Origin of the sequence: Mucilaginibacter sp. 14171R-50 (genome assembly GCF_010093045.1) — a bacterium.
In the GTDB taxonomy this organism is placed as follows: Bacteria; Bacteroidota; Bacteroidia; order Sphingobacteriales; family Sphingobacteriaceae; genus Mucilaginibacter.
In genome coordinates, this window is sequence record NZ_CP048115.1 from 876,902 (window position 1) to 901,950 (window position 25,049).

Consider the following 25,049-nt stretch of genomic DNA (forward strand, 5'->3'; position numbering starts at 1 on the left):
CAACTATTGATTTTTCTTATAGCATTTATTTGAACTTACTTTTTAGGCTTGCGTTTAGTGGCCGATTTTATACAGTTCGGCACTTTTTTACCATTCTTTTTTTTCATCCCGGCTATTTTGTATCCGGCCCAGCACGGGCCCCTTTTTCCACGGTTTGCCATAATATTTTTAAAGGAAATACGGCAAGTATCGTTCCAATTTAGCGACCAGGCAAGGGATAAACACCATGCACAAAAAAGCCGATAGCTTTCTACTATCGGCCTTTGTAATTTATTTGATTACCTGAGCGCTCTTATAGTTACTCCACGGTTACGGATTTTGCAAGGTTGCGTGGCTGGTCAACATTGCATCCGCGCATTACCGCTATGTGGTAAGATAACAGTTGCAAAGGTATAGTTGCCAGTAAGGGTACAAAGGTTTCGCCAGTTAAGGGTATTTCAATCGTATAGTCGGCCATTTCCTTGACATCAGTATCACCTTCGGACACTATGGCGATAACATGACCTCCGCGGGCTTTAACTTCCTGTATATTGCTTATAACTTTCTCGTACGACGAATTTTTTGTAGCGATAAATACCACCGGCATGTCTGTATCAATTAATGCAATTGGCCCATGCTTCATCTCAGCAGCCGGATATCCTTCGGCATGTATGTATGATATCTCTTTTAGTTTGAGCGCCCCTTCAAGTGCTACCGGGAACGAACTACCGCGGCCGAGGAACAAACAGTTTGCCGAATCTTTAAAACGCTCGGCTATTGCTTTAACCACATCATTGCATTGTAGGGTTTGTTCTACTAATGCCGGTATCTCATCTAACTCGGTGAGGTATTCAACAAACTTACTTTGGGTAATGGTACCCCGTTGTTGAGCTATGTAGAACGCTATCAGGGTTAATACGGTAACCTGGGCAGTAAACGCCTTGGTTGATGCAACACCAATTTCGGGCCCTGCGTGGGTATAAACACCCGCGTGCGTAATACGCGGAATAGATGCACCTACAACGTTACAAATGCCGAATATAGTTGCCCCTTTCTCTTTTGCCAGCTCAATAGCTGCCATAGTATCGGCAGTTTCACCGGATTGTGATATGGCGATGACCAGGTCTTTAGACGAAATGATTGGATTTCGGTACCTAAATTCTGAAGCATATTCAACTTCTACCGGCACACGTGCGAATTCTTCGATCAGGTATTCGCCAACCAGGCCGGCATGCCATGATGTACCGCAGGCCACAATAATAATACGGTCAATATTCTTTAACTTCTCGATGTACTCTTTTATACCACCAAGCGCTACAAGGCCCTGTTCAGGGTAAATTCGCCCACGCAGGCAATCGCGGATCGACCGCGGCTGCTCATATATCTCTTTGAGCATAAAGTGGTCGTAGCCGCCCTTTTCAAGCATCTCCAGCTTAAGCTCCAGCTCTTGTACATAAGGTGTTTGTATGGTATTGTCGATGTGCTTTATAAGCAGGTCGTCGCGCCTTACATAGGCAATTTCGTTGTCATTTAAATAAATAACATTTTTAGTATATTCAACAATAGGCGTAGCATCTGATGCGATGAAGTACTCGCCTTTACCTACGCCAATCACCATCGGGCTGCCTTTACGCGCCGCTATAAGTTCATCGGGCTCGTCCTCGCTCATAATAACAATAGCGTAAGCGCCTACAACACGGTTTAACGCCAGCCTTACCGCTTCCCTTAAACCAAGGCCGGTTACGTCCTTTATTTCCTCGATAAGATGGATCAACACCTCGGTATCAGTATCGCTTTTAAACACGTGCCCCTTTGATAAAAGAGCCTCTTTTAAGGTAGCGTAGTTTTCTATGATCCCGTTGTGTATAATTGTGAGCTTGCTGTCGCCTGATGAGTGCGGATGCGAGTTTCTGTCGCTCGGCGCGCCATGCGTGGCCCAACGAGTATGCCCCATGCCTGCCGTGCCTGTAAGGTCCTGCCCGGCTACATGCGCCTCCAGATCGCTTACTTTTCCGGCCTTTTTAAAAAGTTTTAAGCTGTGATTTGTTAAGGCGATGCCTGCACTGTCGTACCCCCTGTACTCCAGTCTGTGAAGTCCTTTTATAACTATTGGATACGCGTCCCTGTATCCTATGTAACCTACTATGCCGCACATAAATGAATAGAATTTTAATGTAAAAAATAGAATTAGATGCGCGACAAAAGTAAGGAGATAAATAGCATTATCAAGGCAAAAAACCGCATATAAAAAAAAATACCCCAAATGAGGTATTTTTTAAGTGCTTTTAAAAAGTTTACTGACTTAATTTGGTGTATATAATGTTAAGCTTAATGCGATATGGCGAATCTTTTCCAACCAGTATAGATCTTTCTGCGAACGATGGCGTTGCTTTTATATCCACATTGTCAGAGGTGGGGTCTGTTGGTGCTAAAAATGTACCGTAGTCAACCGCTTTCCCCCGTATAAGGTCTTGCAGATATGCCGTTATTATAAAATGGTACTCACCGGTGGCTGCATTATAATCGCCCCCAAAAATAGACGCACGTGGGTCTGACGCCGATGCATCCTGCAGGTTAACCCGCTGATGGGCGATATCGTACTTATATAGTACAAGTCGTTTATTTGGGCCAAACGGCGATGCGGTACCCGGCTTAACCTTAACAACTAACTCGGCCCTGTTAATTATTACTTTATTTTGCAACGAGTCGAATATTCCTTTTACATTAGGGAATGTTAACTTAGCCCTTAAGCCCAAAAGCCCCTGTACATACACGTTGCCGTTGGTGGCTGTCTGATCTAAAGCGGCTTGTACGTTTGCACTGTATGTATGCTTTATCTCGTTAACATTCGAGCCAATTGGAAGCGCAAGCGAGGTAGTATCAATTGTTGAACCATTAACGTTTTTATAATAAACAACTACCGCAGCCGAATCGAGGTTGAAAAACATATTGCCGCCAATACCAGTAGTGTTATTTTTATCTACGGTAAGGTATAATCCCTTTACTGTATTTTCAAATAACGCATTAGACGCCAGCACAGTTGTTGAGGCATGAAATAAATTAGTGTTGATAAATGCGGGGTCTATAGGTATGCGCACTTGTGGTTTAACCTTTATCAGGGTATCCGGCTTGCCTTTTACAATACTGGTTATCCATACACTATCGTGGGCCCTTGCTTTAAATGTTTTAGCGCCCAATAGTTCACTACTAAAATCAAAGTGCCTGGTGTTGTAGTACGATTTTGAAGTTACTATACGCTCGTTAAGCTGGTGTACATTTACGGTGAAGGTAGATAAAAGCGAATCGCCATAAAAACCATTGCCAGAATAAGGTAACACTAACCGTGCCGAGTCGATAGTAATTGTACCGGCAGGAAGCGTGTAAGCGCTTGCGTTTGGCAGGGATAATACCGCGGCAATATTCGTTTCGGTAGTACCAAATTCCGGGTCTTTAAAATATGCCAGAGGCGCCCTTGCGCGTAAATTATTAGTTACAACACTATCTTCTACTACGGTTGTGGCAACAATGCTGGTGTCTGTTATCAGGTTGCCATTTATCGGCGCATCCGGCGCTAAACCTATGTCGTCCTGGGTTTTACAGCTATTCAAAATAAAAAGACTTATTAACAGGGTTAATAAGCCTAATTTGTAAAATTTCATATATAATTTTAAAGCTTATGCAACATCCACCAACTGGTCGCTGGTGATTTCTTCGTAAAAATTGTAATAATTTTCGAAATCAGAAGTGGAAACGTATTCTAACACCGATTTATTGCTGTTTTTAACATTATTTAACACATCGGCATCGATATCAGCACTCCCCAGTACAATGCCATCGCTGTATTGTATAGCACCCGCATACATCGCGGTGTTGCTGCCTTCTTTATAAGCTTCGGTATGAGTTTCGGTCATGTCGCCCATTACTGCCTTACGCGCAAAATCAGGATCCATTTTCTCTTTAAAGTCGTTTTCGTAAATAGAGTAAACTACTTTAGAATTTTTAAACGTAGGGTCGTCTTTATATGTTGTTTTTAAATAAGCAGGTACCAACGCGCTCATCCAGCCATGGCAATGTATTACATCAGGCGCCCAGCCAAGTTTTTTTACCGTTTCTAAGGCCCCTTTGCAAAAGAATATCATGCGTTCGTCGTTATCGGCATAAAATTTACCGTCTTTATCGTTAAACACATGCTTGCGCTGAAAATATTCTTCATTATCTAAAAAGTATACCTGCATACGTGCTGCCGGTATCGAAGCCACCTTAATAATCAGCGGATTGTCGTTGTCATTAATAACGATATTCATCCCCGATAAGCGGATAACTTCATGTAAGCGGTTCCTGCGCTCATTAATATTCCCGAAACGCGGCATCAAAATGCGTATTTCAAAACCTTTTTCCTGCATGGCTTGCGGAAGCTGGCGTGTTATTTCGGCAATTTTTGTGAGTTCAAGGAAAGGAGACATTTCATGAGTTATGAACAAAAGCTTAGATTTACCCATCACTAATCAGTATTAATAAATGTAAAGAAGTCAAAAAATTTGAGTTTGCAAATATAAGCATTATTATATAAACTGGCAACCACTTATGCAAGCGGGTTTGGTAGTATTTAACTATTTGTACACCTTTACCAAATTTTTGCAACCTTATTTTAACTTGAAAACATTTACCACCCGCCGGGATATCCGGGAATATTTAACATCTCAGGGCGCCGCAACTATAGGCTTTGTTCCAACCATGGGCGCTTTGCATAATGGCCATTTATCGTTAATAGCACGGGCCAGGCAGGGCAATGATATAACCGTTTGCAGCATTTTTGTAAACCCCACGCAGTTTAACGACCCCAAGGACCTGAAGAATTACCCGCGCACGATAGCCGAGGACATGGCTAAATTAGAGCAGGCCGGCTGCGATGTTTTATTTAACCCCCCGGTTACCGAGATTTATGACGATAATGAGCAATGGCATTTAAACATTGGCCCGCTTGAGCATTTGCTGGAAGGCGAATTCAGGGCCGGCCATTACCAGGGAGTAACGCAGGTGGTATATAAACTGCTGGATATTGTTAAGCCCGATAACCTTTACATGGGGCAAAAAGATTACCAACAGTTTTTAGTGGTAAGCCGCATGGTAAACCTGATGGGCCTACCTGTAAAAATGGTAATGTGCCCAATTGAGCGGGAAATCGACGGATTGGCCATGAGCTCGCGCAACATCCATTTAACACCGGCAGAGCGGCAGCATGCCCGGGTGTTATTTAAAACATTAAACTGGGTTAAAGCTAATTTCAATATCGATAATCTACCGGCACTTCAAAAGGATGCTATGGCAAAATTAGCCTCCGAAGAAGGGGTGCAGCCTGAATACTTCAGTATTGTTGACGGTAAAACCCTGTTACCCGCCAATGCCAATAGCGAAACAATTGTAGCCCTCACTGCGGCCAGGGTTGGCAACACCAGGCTTATAGATAACGTGTTGATAAAGTAGTATATAGTAATGATGATAGATCATAGTACCGTCATACATATATTACAAATGAAAAACATTACCATGGGCTATCATCTATGAACCATCAACCAATTATTCCTACCTTTGCGCCATGATCATTGAGGTATTAAAATCAAAGCTTCATCGCGTTAGGGTAACACAGGCCGAACTGAACTATGTTGGCAGTATAACCATTGATGAGGATCTTATCGAAGCTGCAAATATTATCCCTAACGAGAAAGTACAAATTGTTAATAATAATAACGGCGCACGCTTTGAAACCTACGTTATAAAAGGCGAACGCGGCAGTGGTACGATATGCCTTAACGGCGCAACCGCCAGGCTTGCCCAGGTTGGCGATGTTGTTATCATTATGTCGTACGCTTATATGGAGGCAGAAGAGGCGCGTAATTACGAGCCTATATTGGTGTTTCCGGATGCTAATAATAAATTATTGAAGTAAATTAGCAGCAGCCTAAACCGCTACTATTTAATGAAATTACTTTTTACGTTATCCTTTGTATTCCTGTTCTTTTCATCCGGCTTTTCACAAGTTGTTTTTTATCTGAAAAAAAATGGCAAGTATACAAATCAGCCTGATAGTGCCGATTATACCCGGGTTATAGATCAACCCGACTCCGGATCGGTACTTTTTAATGTGACGGAATTTTACAAAAACGGCAAGCGTAAGCTGGTTGGGAAGTCAGCGGTTGCGGATCCTCCAATTTATGAAATGCAGCAAATCACCTACTATGAATCGGGCAACAGGCAAAATCTGTCAAGTTTTGTTAAGGGCAAAAAGGTTGGTAACAGTTACGAATATTACCCTAACGGCCAATTATACCGCGCTATAAAATACCCGGATGCGCCGGGGCAAAAATCAATCGACCCGGGGTATGATATTATTACCAGTTTCGATTCACTGGGAGTTGCCTATGTAAAAGACGGGGAGGGTAATTATAAAGGTTACAGCGATGATTTCAAATCCGTTACAGAAACCGGCCAGATTCATAATGGAAAAAAAGATGGCGTATGGACAGGCGAAAATAAAGGGATACACTCAACCTTTACCGAAAAGTATAATAATGGCGAGCTAATTGAAGGAGTATCCGTTAATGATAAAAATGAAACCTTTAAATATACCGGCACGCGTGGCACTCCGCCCACTTTTAAAGGAGGTTCTGCAGCTTTTGGTAGATATCTTGGCAATAGTATCGTTTACCCCGCGTATGCCCGTCAGAATATTATTGAGGGTAGGGTGATATTGACTTTTGTGGTTGAAAAAGACGGTGAGATAAACGATATTAAAGTAGTAAAATCTGTAGATCCGGTTCTTGATGACGAAGCGGTTAGAGTTTTAGGCCAATCACCAAAATGGCTTCCGGGCACTATAATGGGGCAGCAAGTACGAGTTGTCTACAGTATCCCGATAAATTTCGCTCTTAAATAATCATCCTTCCATAATATCACATTAAATTACAAAATTTAAATACCCAAATCGTTGCAAATTACTATCTTTGCACCCCGATGCTGAGTCGGGAAAATACTTCACAACCTCAGCGCATAGAACTTATTGTTTAAATGGCAAACGCCCGTTTTTAACTTTTTGACTTAAAAAAGCCCTATGCCCAAAGATACATCCATCAAATCCGTTTTAATTATTGGTTCAGGTCCTATCATTATAGGCCAGGCGTGTGAGTTTGATTATGCCGGTTCGCAGGCAGCCCTTTCTTTAAAAGACGAAGGGATCACAGTATCCATCATCAACAGTAACCCCGCCACTATCATGACGGATAAGGTTATTGGCGATCACGTTTACCTGCTACCGCTTACCTGCGAGAGTATTGAACAAATACTTCAGGAACAAAAAATTGATGCCGTATTGCCCACTATGGGCGGCCAAACCGCTCTGAATCTTTGCATCGAGGCATCTGAACGCGGAATTTGGGAAAAATACGGTGTTAAAGTTGTTGGGGTTGATGTTGCCGCCATTGAAAAAACTGAGAATCGCGAAGCCTTCCGCCAGTTGATGGTGGAAATTGGTGTGGGCGTAGCAAAATCAAAAATTGCCAATTCGTTTCTTGAAGGCAAAGAAGCCGCGCAGGAAATTGGCTTCCCGCTGGTGATACGCCCAAGCTACACGCTCGGCGGTAAAGGTGCGGGTTTTGTACATAAAAAAGAAGATTTTGACGCCGCTTTAAGCCGGGGCCTGCAGGCTTCGCCAACCCACGAGGTATTGGTAGAACAGGCAGTTTTAGGCTGGAAGGAATATGAGCTGGAGCTATTGCGCGATAGTAATGATAACGTTATCATTATCTGTTCGATAGAAAACTTTGATCCCATGGGTATCCATACCGGCGACTCGATAACCGTAGCGCCTGCCATGACCCTGAGCGACCGCTGTTACCAGCAAATGCGTAACCAGGCTATCAAAATGATGCGCGCCATTGGTAATTTCGCCGGCGGCTGTAACGTACAGTTCTCGGTAAACCCGGCAGATGAAGAGATCATCGCGATAGAGATCAACCCACGCGTATCGCGCTCATCAGCGTTGGCATCAAAAGCAACCGGTTACCCTATTGCTAAAATTGCTGCAAAGCTTGCTATTGGTTATAACCTCGACGAAATAGAGAACCAGATAACCAAAACAACATCGGCATATTTTGAGCCGACTTTGGATTATGTTATTGTAAAGATACCCCGCTGGAACTTTGATAAATTTAAAGGCGCCAACCGCGAGCTTGGCCTGCAGATGAAATCAGTAGGCGAGGTAATGGGTATTGGCCGCAGCTTTATTGAAGCCTTGCAGAAAGCCTGCCAAAGCCTTGAGATTGGGCGCGCAGGCCTTGGTGCCGATGGCCGCCAAAGCCGCAACCTCGATGATATCATGCACAGCCTTGAACACCCAAGTTGGGACAGGCTATTCCATATTTACGATGCGATGAGCCTGGGCGTCCCTATCGAATCGATACGCAAAGTTACCAAGATAGATCGCTGGTTCCTGAACCAGATACAGGATGTGGTAAATCTGGAAACAGAGTTACGCCGCTACTCCCTTAACAATATCCCTGAAGACTTCTTTTTCACCCTGAAACAACGTGGTTTTTCTGATACCCAGATAGCCTATGTTTTAGGCAACGTAACTGAGGAAGATGTTTACCAGCGCCGTAAAGCCCTTGGCATTAACCGGGTTTATAAAATGGTGGATACCTGCGCGGCAGAATTTGCGGCAAAAACGCCGTACTACTACTCAACTTACGAAGGTGAGAACGAGTCTGTCGTATCAGACAAAAAGAAGATCATTGTATTAGGATCGGGCCCTAACCGTATCGGGCAGGGCATCGAGTTTGATTACAGTTGTGTGCATGGCTTGCTTGCTGCCAAAGAAAGCGGTTTTGAGGCCATTATGATAAATTGTAACCCCGAAACCGTATCTACCGATTTTAACATGGCCGATAAGCTATATTTTGAACCGGTATTTTGGGAACACGTACGTGAAATAATTGACCTTGAAAAACCTTACGGTGTAATTGTGCAGCTGGGCGGCCAAACCGCGCTTAAAATGGCCGAAAAACTGCATGAACATGGCATCAAAATAATCGGCACATCATTTAACGATATGGATATTGCCGAAGACCGCGGCCGTTTCAGCGACCTGCTGAAGGACCTGGGCATCCCTTATCCTAAATACGGGGTTGCCGAAAGTGCCGAAGAAGCCCTTGAAGTTGCGCACGAGGTAGGCTACCCGGTATTGGTACGCCCAAGTTACGTACTTGGCGGCCAGGGTATGAGCATTGTGATAAACGATGAGGATCTGGAGAAGGCTGTGGTAAACCTGTTGAAAAATTTACCCGGTAACCGTGTATTAATTGACCACTTCCTTGACCGCGCTGCCGAGGCAGAATCAGATTCTATCCACGATGGGGAAGATGTTCACATCATTGGTATGATGGAACATATCGAGCCGGCGGGTATCCACTCGGGCGATTCATTTGCAGTATTGCCGCCTTTCGACCTGTCTGACAATGTAATACACCAGATGGAAGAATATACTGCCAAAATAGCACGTGCATTAAACGTAAGGGGTTTGCTTAATATACAGTTTGCCATAAAGGATGACAAAGTTTATGTAATTGAGGCTAACCCGCGTGCATCGCGTACGGTGCCTTTTATAGCCAAAGCTTATGATGTGCCCTACATTAACATAGCAGCCAAGGTTATGCTGGGCGTAAATAAATTAAAAGACTTTACGATAGAGCGCAAGCTTAAAGGATATGCAATAAAAGAGCCTGTTTTCTCGTTCGATAAATTCCCTGAAGTAAACAAGGAGTTAGGCCCCGAAATGAAATCGACAGGTGAAGCGATCAGGTTTATCCCCGATTTGGAAGACCCCTATTTCAGACATTTGTATAAAGAAAAATCAATGTATTTGAGCAAGTAATTTGAAACTGGCATCAGTTTCGGATTAAGGATTAGCCGCCGTTAATTTAACGGCGCTAAATGGTTTAATTTAGTACTATAGTATTGAAAGTTAATTTTAAGAATACGCCGGTTGGTAATTTAAGCAATATCGACCCGGAGGATGTAGAGGAAGTGATGTTAATGATTGAAAAATCATTCAATATTAAATTTGAAGGCGACCTTACCCACATCAAAACCTTTGGCGCACTGTGCGACCTGGTTGTTGATAAGGTTAAACAAGTTCAAAGCGATAGCTGCACCACCCAGCAGGCCTTTTACAAATTGCGCAGCGCTATAAACGCTAAAAAGTCAATTGAAAAATGCGACCTGAAACCACAAACCAAGCTTTGCGAACTTTTCCCCCGAGATAACCGCATTGAGGTTATTGCCGACCTGGAAAGCGAAATGGGCTTGCACATGAACCTGCTACGCCCTAAGCCAGGTATCGTATGGGCATTTGCCATAGTGCTTATCCTATCCATCACCATAAGCTTTGCCTACGGTTTAATTGGCTATATAGGTACCGTAATTTCTATTACCGGCTTGGTACTTGCCGGCAAATTCGGCAAAGAATTAAAAGTGAAAACGCTTGGCGACCTCTCTGAAAAGATTGCTCGCGAGCATTATCTTAAATGTCGCCGCGATGCTTCAACCGTTAACCGTGCTGAAATAGCAGAAAAAATACGGGAGCTTTTTGCCGATTACCTTGCAGTAGAACCCGCATCCTTAAGGAAAGAAGCGAGGTTTGCGTAGGTATCGTAAAATTTCAAGGTAGCGATGGTATAAAACCCATCGCTACTTTTGTTATCATCTATACCGATCCGTCCAATCCTAGGTCATCGCGAGGAACGATAGCGACGCGACGACCTTCGGGTATATGTTGCCTCCCGCATGTACTATCATAGTCGACAACTAAAAATTAGGGTAGATTCTATATTCCGGCAATAGTTTTAACCAGATTAATAGACGGGGCAATGAAAAATTCCTACCGCAACACCTACTACACACCCCGGCTCCCTCTACTTATCTACAACCAAACCCCATACTTCAAACGTTAATCGCGCTTTAGGGTTTACCTTTTCATGATGTTGTTTAGTGCCGGTAACCGTATCGCCGGCAAAGTGCTGCAAATCGTCAGCTGTTAATATCCGCTGGGCTACCCCCTCTACAATTACGGTCCGGCCTTCAATCGCTTCGGGAAGTTTTATATTGTAGTTTTTAAAATGTGCCGCTATCATCTTCCCGTTACCTGCGTCAATTTCAAACCAGCCGCCCTGTTCTTTTGTTACGGTGATAATTTTACCAACAACTGCCGTGCTTTGGCGTATCTTCTTACCCATCAACGCCTCTATTTTTGTAGCCGGCACAGGCGCAATATCGTTGGGCTTATTGCCAAAAACCATTCCGTGCGGTAGTGGCGTATGCTTTTGGGCAAAACAATTTATCCCGCAAAAAACAAAAACAACAAATATCAATCTCTTCATCCCTTTGTTTAACATTCTTAATAGTTGTTGGTTTGACCCCATACTGCGCTAATGGTTTATTTTTCAACACTTATTGCATGCACTATGCTTATTTTAAGATATTTGTGAAACCAACGAAGGGAAAGCGCGAACGGATGTTATTAGCAAGGTATCAGCAACAATATATTGAAGCGGGATGTGACGAGGCCGGTCGGGGGTGCCTTGCCGGCCCGGTATTTGCCGCCGCAGTTATCCTCCCACGCGATTTTGACCATCATTTATTGAACGATTCTAAACAGCTTAGCGAAGAGGTAAGGTATCAGTTGCGTGTTGAAATAGAAGAAAAAGCCATTGCCCATGCCGTGGCGTGGTGCGACAATGCTGAAATAGATGAGATCAACATTCTGAATGCATCGTTCCTGGCCATGCACCGAGCAATTGATAAGCTGTTATGTATACCGCAATTTTTGATCATTGATGGTAACCGCTTTAACAAATACCAAGAGATACCGCACAAGTGTATTGTAGAGGGCGATGCCAAATATTTCAGTATAGCGGCAGCATCTATATTGGCCAAAACCTACCGGGACGACTATATGAAAAAAATAGCGTTAGAGCACCCCGAGTATGATTGGCATACCAACAAAGGCTACCCAACCATTAGCCACCGTAAAATGGTTTTAGAGCGCGGGCACACCCCTTACCACCGTAAAACTTTTAAAGTGACCGAACCGGGCGTATCTATTTTTGAAGAGTTAATTGATAAAGCTTAATGGGATTAATACCTTTGGCATAACCAATTATTTGCCCGGCTTGAGGATACTGATATTAACGCATCGTACACCATTTCCGCAAAATGGTGGCTACCCTATTGTAGTGGGTAATACCATAAAGGGGTTAGTCGCCCTCGGCCATCAAGTGTCGCTGATATCCCTAAATGTTAACAAATACCCAAGTGCAACCCCCGAAAGTGACGAACTGCTGGAGAAGATCAATTATATAGCGTACAATATCGATACGCGTATAACCATGATCGAGGCGGTAAGCAATTTGTTCACCCACAATTCTTACAATATTGACAAGTATTATAACGCCGGGTTCGAAAAGCTGCTCCTAAAAAATCTGCAGGAAAATGAGTACGACGTTATTCAACTGGAAGGAATATTTGTAGGGCCCTATCTTGGCACCATCCGCAAGGCATCCAAAGCCAAAGTTATTTTCAGGGCGCATAACATCGAACACCAGGTGTGGCAAAAGCTGGCGCAACAAAAAAGCGATCCGTTAAAAAAGTGGTACTTACAATTACTGGCCCGACGTATAAAAAATTACGAGCTGGAATTGCTGAACAAATTTGACGGCATTGTGGTGTTTACTGAGCAGGACAAAGGCTCCGTTATTTCATTTGGCAATAAAGTGCCGCTGAAGGTGCTGCCTATCGGCATCGATCTATCGCTTTACAAACCCGACCATTCAAAAACCGACTTCCCAAGCCTGTTTTTTTTAGGCTCGCTGGATTGGCTTCCAAACCGGGAAGGGATAGAGTGGTTTATGGACAATTTTCATAAAGACCTTACTGACGGCCCCCTTAAAGCTAAGTTTTATGTGGCCGGGCACAACATACCCGAACAGTTCGACGATTACGAAGTGCTGGGCAAAGTATTTATACACGGCGAGGTGGATGACGCGCTTGAGTTTGTAAACAGTAAATCTATTATGATAGTACCACTATTATCCGGAGGCGGCATGCGGGTGAAAATTGTGGAAGGAATGGCGATGGAAAAATGTATCATCTCTACCTCGCTTGGGGCAGAGGGCATTAATGTTGAGAACGGCAAAAATATTATTATAGCCAACAACGTGGACGAGTTTTACAAGGCCGTTAAAAAATGCATTACTGACGAACATTATTGCCTGGAAATTGGGCGTAACGCCCGTAAACTGGTAGAGCAGCAGCATAATATAAATACGATTATACCTCAGCTAACCGATTTTTATCAATCAATTGTATAAACAAGCGCATTCCCTACAGCTATTTTGCTATTTTTGCCACGCGACAAACCACGATAATGAAGAATACAGCTTTAACACAAGTACATACCAATCTGGGTGCTAAAATGGTGCCTTTTGCCGGATATAATATGCCCGTACAATACGTCGGCATCAATGCCGAACACGATACCGTACGCAAGGGCGTTGGTGTATTTGATGTAAGCCACATGGGCGAGTTTATTTTAAAGGGTGAAAACGCCCTCGACCTGATACAACGCGTTACCAGCAATGACGCTTCAAAGCTTTACGATGGCAAGGTGCAGTACTCCTGCCTGCCTAATGAAGAGGGGGGCATTGTTGATGACCTGCTGGTTTATCGCATCGATGAAAAAACCTACATGTTGGTGGTAAACGCTTCGAATATTGAAAAAGACTGGAACTGGATATCTAAATTTAACACCGGTGGTGTAGACATGAAAGATATATCAGACCGCACATCGTTACTTGCCGTACAAGGCCCTAAAGCTGCTGAGGCGCTGCAAAGCCTTACGGATATCGATCTTGGATCGATGGAGTACTACACCTTTAAGAAAGGCACATTTGCAGGAATCGACAACGTGCTGGTGTCTGCAACGGGTTATACGGGCGCCGGTGGTTTCGAGATCTATTTCGATAATGAGCATGCCGAATATATTTGGGATGAGGTATTTAAAGCCGGAGAGCCGTTTGGTATAAAACCAATTGGTTTGGCAGCCCGCGATACCTTGCGCTTAGAGATGGGTTTTTGCCTGTACGGCAACGATATTGATGATACCACATCACCATTAGAGGCCGGATTAGGCTGGGTAACTAAATTCACCAAACAATTCACCAACTCCGAAGCTTTACAGCAGCAAAAGCAGGCCGGTGTAAGCCGTAAACTCATTGGTTTTGAAATGATTGACCGCGGCATCCCCCGCCACGATTATGAAATTGTTGATGCCGGGGGCAACTTTATCGGTAGAGTTACATCGGGTACGCAATCGCCATCGCTGCAAAAAGCAATTGGCCTGGGCTACGTAAAAAGCGAATTTGCCAAAGAAGGTACAGATATCTATATCAGTATCCGCGATAATAAAGTTAAAGCTACAGTGGTAAAACCGCCGTTCTATAAGTAAGGCCCTAAACCCCTGAAGGGGGAACAGAATATGACCACAGACATTAAGAATTCTATTCCCCCTTCAGGGGGCAGGGGACCCATGTTAAATGTTTGCCTTACTCCGGCGCTTCTCCCGCTTTACCATGTGAAAGAGTATATAGTAGTGGTGATTGATATTTTCAGGGCCACCTCATCAATTTGTTATGGCATCGAAAATGGTGCCGAGGCTATTATCCCGGTAGCAGAAGTAGCAGAATGTGCGGCTTACCGCGAAAAGGGCCTCGACTATTTATTGGCCGCCGAGCGTAACGGCGAAGTAGTTGCAGGATTTGATTTTGGCAATTCCCCGTTCTCATACACCGCCAAAAAGGTTGCAGGCAAAACCATTGTACTTACTACAACCAATGGTACGCACGCCCTGCATTTATCGCGTATGGCCAAAAAGATCGTGATAGGCTCGTTCCTTAACCTTACATCGCTGTGTAACTGGCTAAAAACCACGCAAGACAATATACTGCTGGTTTGCGCGGGTTGGCAAAACAATTTTAACCTGGAAGACACCCTTTTTGCAGGCGCAGTAATTGAGCAGCTAAAAGGCGAGGATTTTACATTAGACGACCCCGCCATTGCCGCCCACGACCTATTTCAACTGGGTAAAAATGATATCAACCTGTACCTGGCCAAAACATCCCACGGCGAACGCCTGCGTAAACTGGGCATCGAAAAGGATATCGCCTTTTGCCTGCAAGTAGACCTGACAACCGCTATCCCCGTATTAGAGGGCGACAGGCTGGTTAAGCTGTTTTAACGGTTCTGCGCCTGCTCCATCTCTTTACCAATACCAACACTACAGCAAAAACGATGAGCCATGGCCAGTTAGATATGAGGCTGAAAAACAACTCCTGTAGATGATTCCATCCGTTTGATAAGGCATGCTTAAATTTATACCCGAAACCGTTGCCAACAGCTACCTGCTCGGGTTGTATAGTATAAAAGGTAATTGTTAATGAACTGTAGGCCACCTGCTTGCTCATGTAATTCAACTGGCTTTGGGTCGATTCTATCTCGCTCCGTATCTGGGTTAGCTTTTCCTCAATATCCAGCAGGTCGCGCATTTTCTCAGCCCGGTTTAAAAGGTTCAGGTAACGTTTTTCCAGTTGCAGCTTGTTATCCAGGCGGGCTTTGATATCAATAAACTGCGTGGTAACATCTTTAATGCGGATGTTGCGGCTATCAATTTTTGTCGCTGTTGACGATACCGTCCCCAAAAATACGTCGAAGTTTTTTGCTGGGATGCGAATGCTTAGAGTATATTCTTTACTGTGAAGCGCGCCATCGGTTGTTTCGCTATCATCTTCCGCGTAACCACCTAAGTGTTTTAACGAACTGATGATCTGTTTGCGGGTTTCGGCTACGTTACCGGTTTCAAAACGGATATCGCCTTCTTTGATGATCTTTTTATCAATGCCGGGTTTAACCGGCGCCACAAGCTTTACATCAGCATTGCCTACCGGTTCATCAATCCTGATGTCTTGTTGTGCACCTTCTGCAAGTTCGTTATCACTTACCGCGGGAGGGGAAAATTGTTGAGTAGCAACTGCTTTCTCAACCGGCGGAGACGGTAGCGTCACTTCGGTAACTTTTTCAGTGGATTGGTGCTTGCAACTGGCAAAGCCTATACAAATGGCAAGCAGTATAAATAAATACTTTTTCATAACACATAGATCTGATAAGTTAATAGCAAATCTACATTATTATATTTTGATTATACAACTAAAACAGAATTATATTTTGTTTTAGTTGTGTGGATGGAATTATATAGTGCAAATAACTATTTAAGTTTCTCATTATTCTGATGCCTATCGGCATCACGGATATTTTTCTTTTGCATGTTTTTCTCCAGGGCATCAGTCAGGTCTATACCAGTTTGATTGGCCAGGCAGATCAGTACAAACAGCACATCGGCCATTTCATCTGCCAGGTTAACATCCTTGTCCGATTGTTTAAACGATTGCTCGCCGTATTGCCTTGCCATTATACGGGCAACTTCGCCAACCTCTTCCATCAACATGGCGGTATTGGTCAGTTCGTTAAAATACCGTACACCGGTTGTTTTTATCCAGTTATCAACCAAATGCTGCGCCTCTTTAATTTCCATAAGGCAATATAAATAAATTTGGTTGCTCGCGCTCCAACCACTCACCAATCAACCACTCACTACTCACCAAACAACCAAAACCCTTATCTTTGGCGCCATGACGATAAGTGCGGGCACCCCTTTCCAATTTTTAGATCAAGACCTATTATTATTACCTCAGAAAGCCATTTATTGGCACCAGCAAAATGCACTGATAGCCGCAGATGTGCATTTTGGTAAAGTTGGGCATTTTCGTAAAGCCGGCATCGCTATTCCGCGTAATATGGAGCAGGATGACCTGGCCATGCTCTCCGACCTGATCTATGAGCACCGACCTGATAAGCTTATTTTTTTGGGAGATCTTTTCCACAGTGACATGAATAACGACTGGGATTGGTTTGTGCTTTGGCGCAGCCAGTTTCCCAAACTGGAGATCATTCTCATAAAAGGCAATCACGATATCATCAGCGAGAAGCATTATACCGATCTGGGCATCATCCTGCATAAACAGTTAGCTATGGGGCCCTTCCTGATGCTGCACCATCCGCTGCCCGATCCGGAGAAAAAAGCTGACGGCGGTTACGTGCTATGCGGGCACATTCATCCCGGCGTTAGCCTGATAGGGCGCGGCAGGCAAAAAGTTACGCTGCCCTGTTTTGCTTTTGGTAAAAACCAGGCTATACTGCCTTCGTTCGGGAAATTTACAGGTAAGGTTGCCATACTGAGTCGCAAAGCTGACAGAATATTTGGGGTATTAAAGGACAAAGTTATTGCTATAGGCTAAGCTATAATTTCTCTTTTTATCCATAACCTATTGTTTTTCTATTAGTTATTCGTAAATTCAGTTACCAAATAACCCCAACTGATATGAAAAGCGTGAAACACATCCTGGCCCGCAAGGGCAGCAATGTTATTGCTGTACCTACACAAACCACCGTTTTAAATGTACTGAAGCTTATGGCTGATAAAAATATCGGTTCGGTAGTAGTAACAGAAAATAACAAATACATAGGGTTGGTAACAGAAAGGGATTACGCCCGCAAGATCATCTTGATGGGCAAACACTCGGACGATACAACAGTTGGTGAGATCATGAGCAATAACTTCCCGAAGATAACGCCCGAATCATCGGTTGATACTTGTATGCTGGTGATGAGCGAGAATAACATACGATATCTGCCGGTTTTTGACCAGCAGGATGAGTTATGCGGTATAATATCTATAAACGATGTGGTTTACGAAACCATCCACTCGCAGAAAGAGACCATTGAGCAACTGCACAGCTATATACAGTCTACTTAAAATCAGCCCTATATACGTTTAAACATACAACATTTTCTAAGTGTACTTGTAACACTTGCGGTTAAAGCTCCGTCATAGTAATAATAAAGAGTTATCACAATGACATCTGCTACTAATCATATAGGGCCCCAACAAGCGGGGACCGAAATAGAGGGAATACGTATGAACCTCATCCTGAGCGCCGAGTGTACCGGCGGTAAATTAACTATTATAGAACAAGAAATAGGCATCGGCGCAGTGTCGTCGGCCCATGTCTGTAACCGCGAAGACAAAGTAATTTTGGTTACCAACGGCAATTTTTTGCTTTTTGCAGAAGGTAAAACGTTCGAAGCGGAAAAGGGTGCTAACATTTTTATTCCGCATGGTATTGTGCATAGCATTAAAAATATAGGAACGCAAACCGGCGTATTACTGGTTACGCTCACCCCGGATAGTCAGCCAAGCGCATTTAAACCGTCGGGACGATCCGTTAAGGTCTTTGGAAAAAACAACGCGGCGATGCACAACGTTGCAAAAAAATACGATGTGGTAATTGCATAAATATTTACAACCATGCACAAAATAAAAAAGCAGGGAACGTGATGTTTCCCTGCTTTTTTATATCTGATTTAGTATTTACCTTATAAAGCACAACCCACAGGCACACAATACATTCACAAGCAACACAACCGAAAACAGGTTTTTATTGTGCGCGCTTATAGTTGCCAGGCGGGCATTAAGCTTTTTAAACATGCGGTTATTTAACAATATAAAATGATTTAATAGTAAAAAAGCTACCGCACCAAAAAGGATCGCCACATACGAGGACATATTTAATGTTAACCATTGCGCCTTAACCAAAAGCTTTGTAAACAGCATGGCGTTTGTTAACACCACAACCAGCAAAAAGCTTACGTTAAACAACGATTTAAATTGAGGCAACGCCCCCTGACCGAAATTTTTGAAACTCCACCTGCAAAACTTTACATAAATGGATTGATAAGCCTTTGTCATGATGAAAAATTAAAGTGAACAGATCGGTTAATTTTTACATAGCCGTATTGGCTACTTTATAATTCAATTATACGAAAAACATTTTAAAAAGATATAATGTTTTGAATTTTTTAATTTGCCAAAATAAAAAATAAGCAAAATTAAAATTACCCAAACTAAATTAAACGCATTGCGTCTTTGACGCAGGTGCCTATTAAAGGTTTAATTATTGCACAAACGAAGCGAGCAAATTAACGTTTGGGTCAACCTTGATATCCGGCTTGGCAGACGCCGACGATAACGTTAAGATAGTTTCGGCACCTTTGATATTCATTTGGTAAAGCTTTCCATCCACCAGTAGTTCCAGCGTAAACTGGTAAGGTAATGCCTGCAATTGGTTTACATGGATGGCGACGGTTTTGGCCGCGTCATTATAAACCTGGGATATTTTTAGCTGTGGGTGGCCCGAGGTGCGCAGCCACTGGTAAAAAAATGGCTTTAGGTTTGTTCCACTAACTTTTTCCATTACCGCTCGCAAATCGTCGGTATTGGCATTACTGCCATTGTATAGTTTATAATAGTTACATACGCCTTTCCAAAACGCTTCGTCGCCTATTTTGCGGCGCAGCATGTGTAATACCCAGCCGCCTTTTTGGTAAGCATTTGTATTCAGCATGTTAATCATCGGGCCTTTAAATGCAGAGTCGACCACCGGGGCAAGGTACTGCTTTTCAAAAGCAAATATCAGCTTCCTGTCATCCTCCAGGCGCGACTTTAAACTATCGGGTCCATAAGTTCCTTCAAGGTATAAGTTGGCCATATAGGTAGCAAAGCTTTCGCTAAGCCATACATGCTGCCACGTCTTTTCGCTAATGGCATCGCCAAACCATTGGTGTGCTATCTCATGCGCCATTAAAGCTTCAATACCCTTATCATTCACCGATTTTTCATAATAAAATATCGCCCCGGCGTTTTCCATGCCTCCAAAGATGGTTTTTGATTGTACATTAGCCAGTTTTTTATATGGAAACGGCCCTATTTTACTGACAAACCAGGGCAGTATTTTTGTGGCCACTGCATAGCTATTAAACCCGACCTCTTTATCTTCCGGAAACACATAAGTATAAACGGGGGTATCGCCGGGGTTACCTGGGTTAGCCACAGCAAAATCGGCTACACCTATTACCATTACTTTAGTTGGCAGTTTGGCGGTCTCGCGCCAGTGCGTAAATCTTTTATTGCCTGGTAGCAGTTTTTCGGCAACCTTTAACCCGTTGGCTACAACTTTGTAATGCGCAGGCGTAGTCACCAAAAACTCTACCGACGCCTTATCCGCTGGATGATCTACACAAGGCAGCCAGTTACGGGCCCGGGTTGCCCAGTTATCCCCGAAAAATGTGCGGTGCTTATATTGGTTGGTAGATATGATCAGTCCGTCGGTAGGGGTGCCCTGGTAGTTAATCCGGTAACTATGCACAGATCCCGGCGCACCCTTGGCGTTGATGATCAGCTTATCGCTATCTTGCAAAAACATAACAGCCTTGCCATGCTCCTTTAAAGCGGTTACCAACATGCCTTTGCCTTCGCTATTTTGCTTTGCCAGGTCAAGCGTAAATTTATCTGCCCGCTTTAAAAACTTCACTGTAAGGGTCGCCTGCCCTTTAATAACATTATCGGCATCGTTTAAGTCGATGGCAAAGCGGTAATGCTGCACGTCTATGCTTGAGCCGGGTGCCTGGCCCAAGGCTGACAATGCAGACATAGCAAGAGCAAAAAGCAGGAGAGTTAAAGTTTTACGCATAGCGTAATATTACTAAAAATCGCGCAAAAGGTGTAAATAGGTCTTATTTAACAGTTTTCGCTTATCAGCATACGGGCAATTCCTATTCCCGAACCTTTGTATCTATTGTTATGGTTACCGGGCCATCGTTTACCAAATTAACCTTCATATCGGCGCCAAAAATACCGGTGGCTATTTTTTTACCGGTAATGGTTTCCAGCGTTTTTATCATCTGCTCGTACACAGGGATCGCTTTATCCGGCCTGGCCGCACGAATAAACGACGGACGGTTACCCTTTTTTGTTTGGGCAAACAGGGTGAATTGCGATATGAGTAATATATCGCCTCCAACATCAGCGAGCGCTTTATTCATTAGGCCATTCTCGTCACTAAATACGCGCAGGCCGGTAATTTTTTGCGCAAGCCATTGCAAGTCATCATCGGTATCTGCGTCTTCAACACCTAATAACACCATAAATCCAACGCCAATTTGCCCGGTGATGCTGCCCTCAACCCGGCATGATGCCTCTGAAACTCGTTGTATTACTGCCCGCATATTTAAATAGATTCAAGAAATCAAGACATAAGAGTCAGGATCTCGCAACATGTAGTACTATATATTATTTTTCTTCCTTGATTCTTGACTCTAAAAGTCTTGAATCCCTTACGCTCTCGTATCGTTGCCATGATAAATACTTAAATAACTATCATACCGCGATGGCGCAATCTCGCCTTTTTCCAGTGCATCCAATACTGCGCAGCCGGGCTCATTAATATGGCGGCAGTTGTTAAAGCGGCATTGGTTCAGGCGTTCGCGCATTTCGGGGAAAAAATGGCTCAGCACTTCTTTCTCTATATCGATAACACCCAATTCGCGGATACCGGGCGTATCAATAATATATCCGCCTTGTGGCAGTTCAAACATTTCCGCAAAGGTGGTCGTGTGCATTCCCTTATCGCTCCATTCAGATATCATGTGCGTGCGCAGGTCAAGGTTAGGCAATAAGCAGTTGATCAGGCTGGATTTACCTACGCCTGAGTGTCCGGAGAATAGCGTCACTTTCTCTTTCAGCAAACTTTGTATCTCATCGATATTGGTACCCTCTAAAGCCGACACCGAGTAGCATGGGTAGCCAATATTTTCGTATATAGCCTTATATTCATCCAATATTTTCAAACCTTCATCGCTAAACAAATCCAGCTTATTAAATATCAGGCAGGCTGGTATATCGTACGCTTCGGCGGTAACTAAAAACCTGTCGATAAAGCCAAGCGATGTGCGGGGCGAGGCAAGGGTTACTACTAAAAGCGCCCTGTCCAGGTTGGCCGCTATGATCTGCGCTTGTTTGGAAAGATTGATGGCTTTACGGATAATATAGTTTTTACGCTGGTGCAGGTTGGTTATAACCCCCGTTCCCTGTTCGGGCTCCATCTCAAAATCAACTACATCGCCAACCGCTAACGGGTTGGTGGTAGTAATCCCTTTTATCCGGAATTTCCCCTTGATACGGCACTCGATAGTGTCTTTACCACTCTTCACCTGGTACCAGCTCCCGGTCGATTTTGTTATCAGTCCCTGCATAAGGCTGCAATTTAGGAAGATTTAAAAGGTTTGAAAAAATAAAACTACTTTACATTTGGTTATTAATTTAAAATCTACTTACTTTACCGACATTATATATATGACAACTAACAACACCATTATTACAACTATTATTACCACCGGGATAAAACACGGAGGAAGATAATCGTATGGTGTAAAAACATAAACAAAACCAAATGAAAGCCTTCCTCCGCAAAGAGGAAGGCTTTTTTTTGGCCTCACCCAACACTCTCTGAAGGAGAGGGGGCGAAGAAAAGTAATTATAAGAATAGAAATGAAGATCTTAAAATTCGGTGGCACTTCAGTAGGTTCGGTAAGCAGCATACAAACCCTGCTTGATATTTTAAAGGATGAGGATAAACCCGGTAGCCGCCCGGTAGTAGTATTATCTGCCATGGGTGGAGTAACCAACCTGTTAGTAACCATGGCAGAGGATGCCGCCAACGGCAAGGAATTTACCGCTCAATTAGCTGAACTGGAAAAACGCCACTTTGACGTGGTTAAAGCCTTGCTTAACGTTCAGAACCAGAACCCCGCCTACACCCGCCTTAAAATTCATTTTAATCACCTGGAAGAGCTGCTGCAGGGCGTATTGACCTTGCGTGAGCTTACCCCAAAAACCCGCGACCAGATACTAAGTTATGGCGAGCGTTGCTCGGCGCTGATGGTAAGCAAAATTGCAGCCCAGCACTTCAACGATGTAATTTTTGTTGACGCTTCTGAACTGATAAAAACCGATAACGCATTTGGGCAGGCCAAAGTAAACATCAGCTTAACTGAACTTTTGATAAATGGCTTTTATCGCGAAAACAGCGATAAACTGCTTATCGTCACCGGTTATATTGCCAGTAACGACGCAGGGCAGATAACCACCCTGGGCCGCGGCGGAAGCGATTACACCGCCGCCATTTTCGGGGCTGCATTAAATGCAGAAGAGATACAGATATGGACAGACGTGAATGGCATGATGACCGCCGACCCGCGCATGGTGCAAAAGGCGTTCCCGCTGCAGGAACTTACTTACACTGAAGCTATGGAACTTTCGTACTTCGGAGCCAAAGTTATCTATCCGCCAACTATGATCCCTGCGTTTTTAAAGAAGATACCTATTGTTATCAAAAATACTTTTGAGCCGGCTTTTGCGGGTACTGTTATCCGTCATAATTGCAAGGCGTCAAGTCTGCCTATCAAAGGAATCTCGTCTATCAACAACATCAGCATCCTTAACTTAGAAGGTAGCGGCATGGTTGGTAAGTCGGGCTTTAGCGGCAGGCTCTTCTCGCTACTTGCGCGAGAACAGATCAATATCATTCTAATCACCCAATCATCATCTGAGCATAGCATCACTTTTGCCGTGCAACCGCATGACGTTGATAAGGCCAAACAGTTGATTGAACAGGAATTTGAACTGGAACTGGCGGCGAATAAACTTGAGCCACTGGTGGTAGAAAAAGGACAGGCCATACTGGCTATTGTGGGCGAGAATATGAAACAAACCCCCGGCATGAGCGGTAAATTATTCCACGCGCTGGGCCGCAACGGAGTTAACGTAAGGGCAATAGCCCAGGGATCGTCAGAATATAACATTTCGGTGATCATCTCGGCGCATGATCTTGCCAAAGCGCTGAACGCGGTACATGATGCCTTTTTTATCGAGCTTACTAAAACCCTGCACGCCTTTTGCCTCGGTACCGGTAATATTGGTAAAACCTTATTTAACCAGTTAAACGCGCACACTGAATTTTTGCAAAAAAACAACGGCATACAGGTAAAGATCACCGGAATAAGCAATACCCGTAAAATGGTTTTCAATGCCGATGGCCTATCACTCGATACCTGGCAAAACGACCTCCAGGCATCGGCCGATACCGCCGACCTGCAAGCGTTCATCGCTAAAATGAAAGAAATGAACCTGCCCAACTGCGTATTCCTTGATAACACCGCCAGCCCAAAGCCAGTCGATTTTTACGAGGAGATCTTCAAATCAAATATATCAGTGGTTACCTGCAATAAAATAGGCAACTCGGCATCATTTGCACAATACAAAACCTTCAGGGATACCGCACGCAAGCACGGTGTCGACTTCTTTTATGAGACCAACGTAGGTGCGGGTCTGCCAATCATCCGTACGTTAAAGGACCTGATGAGCAGCGGAGACCGCATACAACGGATAGAGGCGATCCTGTCGGGCACAATCTCTTTTATCTTTAATCACTTTAACGGCGATGCTAATTTCCATGATGTGGTAAAAGAGGCGCAGGAGAAAGGTTATACTGAACCCGATCCGCGCGACGACCTGAGCGGAAAGGATTTTATGCGCAAAATGTTGATCCTTGCCCGCGATGCAGGCCACCAAATGGAAGAGGCAGATGTAGAAATAGAGAGTGTACTGCCAAAAGCATGTTTAGAGGCCCAAACCGTTGAAGATTTCTACGCCGCGCTCAAGGCCGAAGATGCATACTTCGCCGATTTGAAAGAGCAGGCAGCGAAAGCCAAAAAGGTTTTACGCTACATAGGTAAGCTGGAAAACGGAAAGGCCTCCATTACCCTGCAAAGTGTTGATGAGAACCACCCTTTTTACATGCTGAGCGGCAGCGACAACATCATATCTTTCACTACCGACAGGTATAAAGATCGGCCACTGGTGGTTAAAGGCCCGGGCGCAGGCGCCGAAGTGACCGCCGCCGGTGTGTTTGCCGATCTGATAAATGTGGGCGCGAATTAAATTCGCCTCCTAACCC

At 44.0% G+C, this 25,049-nt stretch carries 23 protein-coding genes; 13 read left to right on the top strand and 10 right to left on the bottom strand.

Annotated features, from left to right (window positions below):
- Nucleotides 1-298 precede the first annotated feature (298 nt).
- The 3 genes from glmS to GWR56_RS03995 form a co-directional block, all read right to left on the bottom strand.
- The gene (gene glmS / locus GWR56_RS03985) at nt 299-2,134 is read right to left on the bottom strand and encodes a glutamine--fructose-6-phosphate transaminase (isomerizing) (RefSeq protein ID WP_162429869.1); all 1,836 of its coding nucleotides are present in this window, start codon (nt 2,132-2,134) and stop codon (nt 299-301) included.
- A 139-nt stretch (nt 2,135-2,273) separates the two neighbouring features.
- On the bottom strand, nt 2,274-3,638 hold the full coding sequence (locus GWR56_RS03990) for a DUF4270 domain-containing protein (protein ID WP_162429870.1): 1,365 nt from the start codon (nt 3,636-3,638) through the stop codon (nt 2,274-2,276).
- Between the two features lie 15 nt (nt 3,639-3,653).
- Nucleotides 3,654-4,478 carry a glycogen/starch synthase gene (locus GWR56_RS03995; protein WP_162429871.1) on the bottom strand — a complete coding sequence of 275 codons (825 nt, stop codon included), beginning with the start codon at nt 4,476-4,478 and terminating at the stop codon, nt 3,654-3,656.
- Nucleotides 4,479-4,632: 154 nt separating this feature from the next.
- Here GWR56_RS03995 and panC point away from each other — a divergent pair, with 154 nt between their 5' ends.
- The 5 genes from panC to GWR56_RS04020 all read left to right on the top strand — a co-directional run bounded on the left by panC (nt 4,633) and on the right by GWR56_RS04020 (nt 10,677).
- Entirely contained in the window at nt 4,633-5,463 is an 831-nt protein-coding gene (gene panC / locus GWR56_RS04000) for a pantoate--beta-alanine ligase (protein WP_238395300.1), read from the top strand.
- 112 nt (nt 5,464-5,575) lie between these two features.
- Nucleotides 5,576-5,926 carry an aspartate 1-decarboxylase gene (gene panD / locus GWR56_RS04005; protein WP_162429873.1) on the top strand — a complete coding sequence of 117 codons (351 nt, stop codon included), beginning with the start codon at nt 5,576-5,578 and terminating at the stop codon, nt 5,924-5,926.
- 30 nt (nt 5,927-5,956) lie between these two features.
- Nucleotides 5,957-6,913 carry an energy transducer TonB gene (locus tag GWR56_RS04010; protein ID WP_162429874.1) on the top strand — a complete coding sequence of 319 codons (957 nt, stop codon included), beginning with the start codon at nt 5,957-5,959 and terminating at the stop codon, nt 6,911-6,913.
- 174 nt (nt 6,914-7,087) lie between these two features.
- Nucleotides 7,088-9,904 carry a carbamoyl-phosphate synthase large subunit gene (carB, locus tag GWR56_RS04015; protein ID WP_162429875.1) on the top strand — a complete coding sequence of 939 codons (2,817 nt, stop codon included), beginning with the start codon at nt 7,088-7,090 and terminating at the stop codon, nt 9,902-9,904.
- Between the two features lie 83 nt (nt 9,905-9,987).
- Nucleotides 9,988-10,677, top strand: a complete 690-nt coding sequence (locus GWR56_RS04020) for a hypothetical protein (protein ID WP_162429876.1) — start codon at nt 9,988-9,990, stop codon at nt 10,675-10,677.
- 266 nt (nt 10,678-10,943) lie between these two features.
- Here the strand turns inward: GWR56_RS04020 and GWR56_RS04025 are convergent, their stop codons facing one another.
- A complete protein-coding gene (locus tag GWR56_RS04025) occupies nt 10,944-11,408 on the bottom strand; it encodes a DUF4920 domain-containing protein (RefSeq protein ID WP_162429877.1) in 465 nt (154 codons plus the stop codon).
- A gap of 134 nt (nt 11,409-11,542) precedes the next feature.
- On the opposite strand from GWR56_RS04025, the gene GWR56_RS04030 reads away from it, so the two are divergent.
- The 4 genes from GWR56_RS04030 (at nt 11,543) to GWR56_RS04045 (ending at nt 15,322) form a co-directional block, all read left to right on the top strand.
- Nucleotides 11,543-12,160 (top strand): ribonuclease HII, encoded by a 618-nt coding sequence (locus tag GWR56_RS04030; protein ID WP_162433097.1) that lies wholly within the window; start codon nt 11,543-11,545, stop codon nt 12,158-12,160.
- Nucleotides 12,147-13,397, top strand: coding sequence for a glycosyltransferase family 4 protein (locus GWR56_RS04035; RefSeq protein ID WP_162429878.1), 1,251 nt, complete (start codon nt 12,147-12,149; stop codon nt 13,395-13,397). The genes GWR56_RS04030 and GWR56_RS04035 overlap by 14 nt, the downstream gene beginning before the upstream one ends.
- Nucleotides 13,398-13,453: 56 nt before the next feature.
- Nucleotides 13,454-14,533, top strand: coding sequence for a glycine cleavage system aminomethyltransferase GcvT (gene gcvT / locus GWR56_RS04040; RefSeq protein ID WP_162429879.1), 1,080 nt, complete (start codon nt 13,454-13,456; stop codon nt 14,531-14,533).
- A gap of 81 nt (nt 14,534-14,614) precedes the next feature.
- Nucleotides 14,615-15,322, top strand: coding sequence for a 2-phosphosulfolactate phosphatase (locus tag GWR56_RS04045; RefSeq protein WP_162433098.1), 708 nt, complete (start codon nt 14,615-14,617; stop codon nt 15,320-15,322).
- On the opposite strand, the gene GWR56_RS04050 is transcribed toward GWR56_RS04045, so the two are convergent.
- Both GWR56_RS04050 and GWR56_RS04055 read right to left on the bottom strand, forming a co-directional pair.
- Entirely contained in the window at nt 15,309-16,229 is a 921-nt protein-coding gene (locus tag GWR56_RS04050) for a DUF4349 domain-containing protein (RefSeq protein ID WP_162429880.1), read from the bottom strand. The genes GWR56_RS04045 and GWR56_RS04050 overlap by 14 nt on opposite strands.
- Nucleotides 16,230-16,345: 116 nt before the next feature.
- Nucleotides 16,346-16,672, bottom strand: a complete 327-nt coding sequence (locus GWR56_RS04055; RefSeq protein WP_162429881.1) for a nucleotide pyrophosphohydrolase — start codon at nt 16,670-16,672, stop codon at nt 16,346-16,348.
- A gap of 97 nt (nt 16,673-16,769) precedes the next feature.
- Between GWR56_RS04055 and pdeM the strand changes: the two genes are divergently transcribed.
- The 3 genes from pdeM (at nt 16,770) to GWR56_RS04070 (ending at nt 18,493) form a co-directional block, all read left to right on the top strand.
- A complete protein-coding gene (gene pdeM, locus GWR56_RS04060; RefSeq protein ID WP_162429882.1) occupies nt 16,770-17,435 on the top strand; it encodes a ligase-associated DNA damage response endonuclease PdeM in 666 nt (221 codons plus the stop codon).
- Nucleotides 17,436-17,518: 83 nt separating this feature from the next.
- Entirely contained in the window at nt 17,519-17,953 is a 435-nt protein-coding gene (locus GWR56_RS04065; RefSeq protein ID WP_162429883.1) for a CBS domain-containing protein, read from the top strand.
- Between the two features lie 99 nt (nt 17,954-18,052).
- Nucleotides 18,053-18,493, top strand: coding sequence for a cupin domain-containing protein (locus tag GWR56_RS04070; RefSeq protein ID WP_162429884.1), 441 nt, complete (start codon nt 18,053-18,055; stop codon nt 18,491-18,493).
- A 75-nt stretch (nt 18,494-18,568) separates the two neighbouring features.
- On the opposite strand, the gene GWR56_RS04075 is transcribed toward GWR56_RS04070, so the two are convergent.
- The 4 genes from GWR56_RS04075 to rsgA all read right to left on the bottom strand — a co-directional run bounded on the left by GWR56_RS04075 (nt 18,569) and on the right by rsgA (nt 22,287).
- A complete protein-coding gene (locus tag GWR56_RS04075) occupies nt 18,569-18,946 on the bottom strand; it encodes a hypothetical protein (RefSeq protein ID WP_162429885.1) in 378 nt (125 codons plus the stop codon).
- Nucleotides 18,947-19,151: 205 nt separating this feature from the next.
- Nucleotides 19,152-20,687 (bottom strand): M1 family metallopeptidase, encoded by a 1,536-nt coding sequence (locus tag GWR56_RS04080; RefSeq protein WP_162429886.1) that lies wholly within the window; start codon nt 20,685-20,687, stop codon nt 19,152-19,154.
- A 121-nt stretch (nt 20,688-20,808) separates the two neighbouring features.
- Nucleotides 20,809-21,261 (bottom strand): D-aminoacyl-tRNA deacylase, encoded by a 453-nt coding sequence (dtd, locus tag GWR56_RS04085; protein ID WP_162429887.1) that lies wholly within the window; start codon nt 21,259-21,261, stop codon nt 20,809-20,811.
- A 108-nt stretch (nt 21,262-21,369) separates the two neighbouring features.
- Nucleotides 21,370-22,287 (bottom strand): ribosome small subunit-dependent GTPase A, encoded by a 918-nt coding sequence (gene rsgA, locus GWR56_RS04090; RefSeq protein WP_162429888.1) that lies wholly within the window; start codon nt 22,285-22,287, stop codon nt 21,370-21,372.
- A gap of 295 nt (nt 22,288-22,582) precedes the next feature.
- Here rsgA and thrA point away from each other — a divergent pair, with 295 nt between their 5' ends.
- Nucleotides 22,583-25,033: a bifunctional aspartate kinase/homoserine dehydrogenase I gene (gene thrA / locus GWR56_RS04095; protein WP_162429889.1), complete on the top strand. Its 2,451-nt coding sequence runs from the start codon at nt 22,583-22,585 to the stop codon at nt 25,031-25,033.
- The last annotated feature ends 16 nt before the right edge of the window (nt 25,034-25,049 follow it).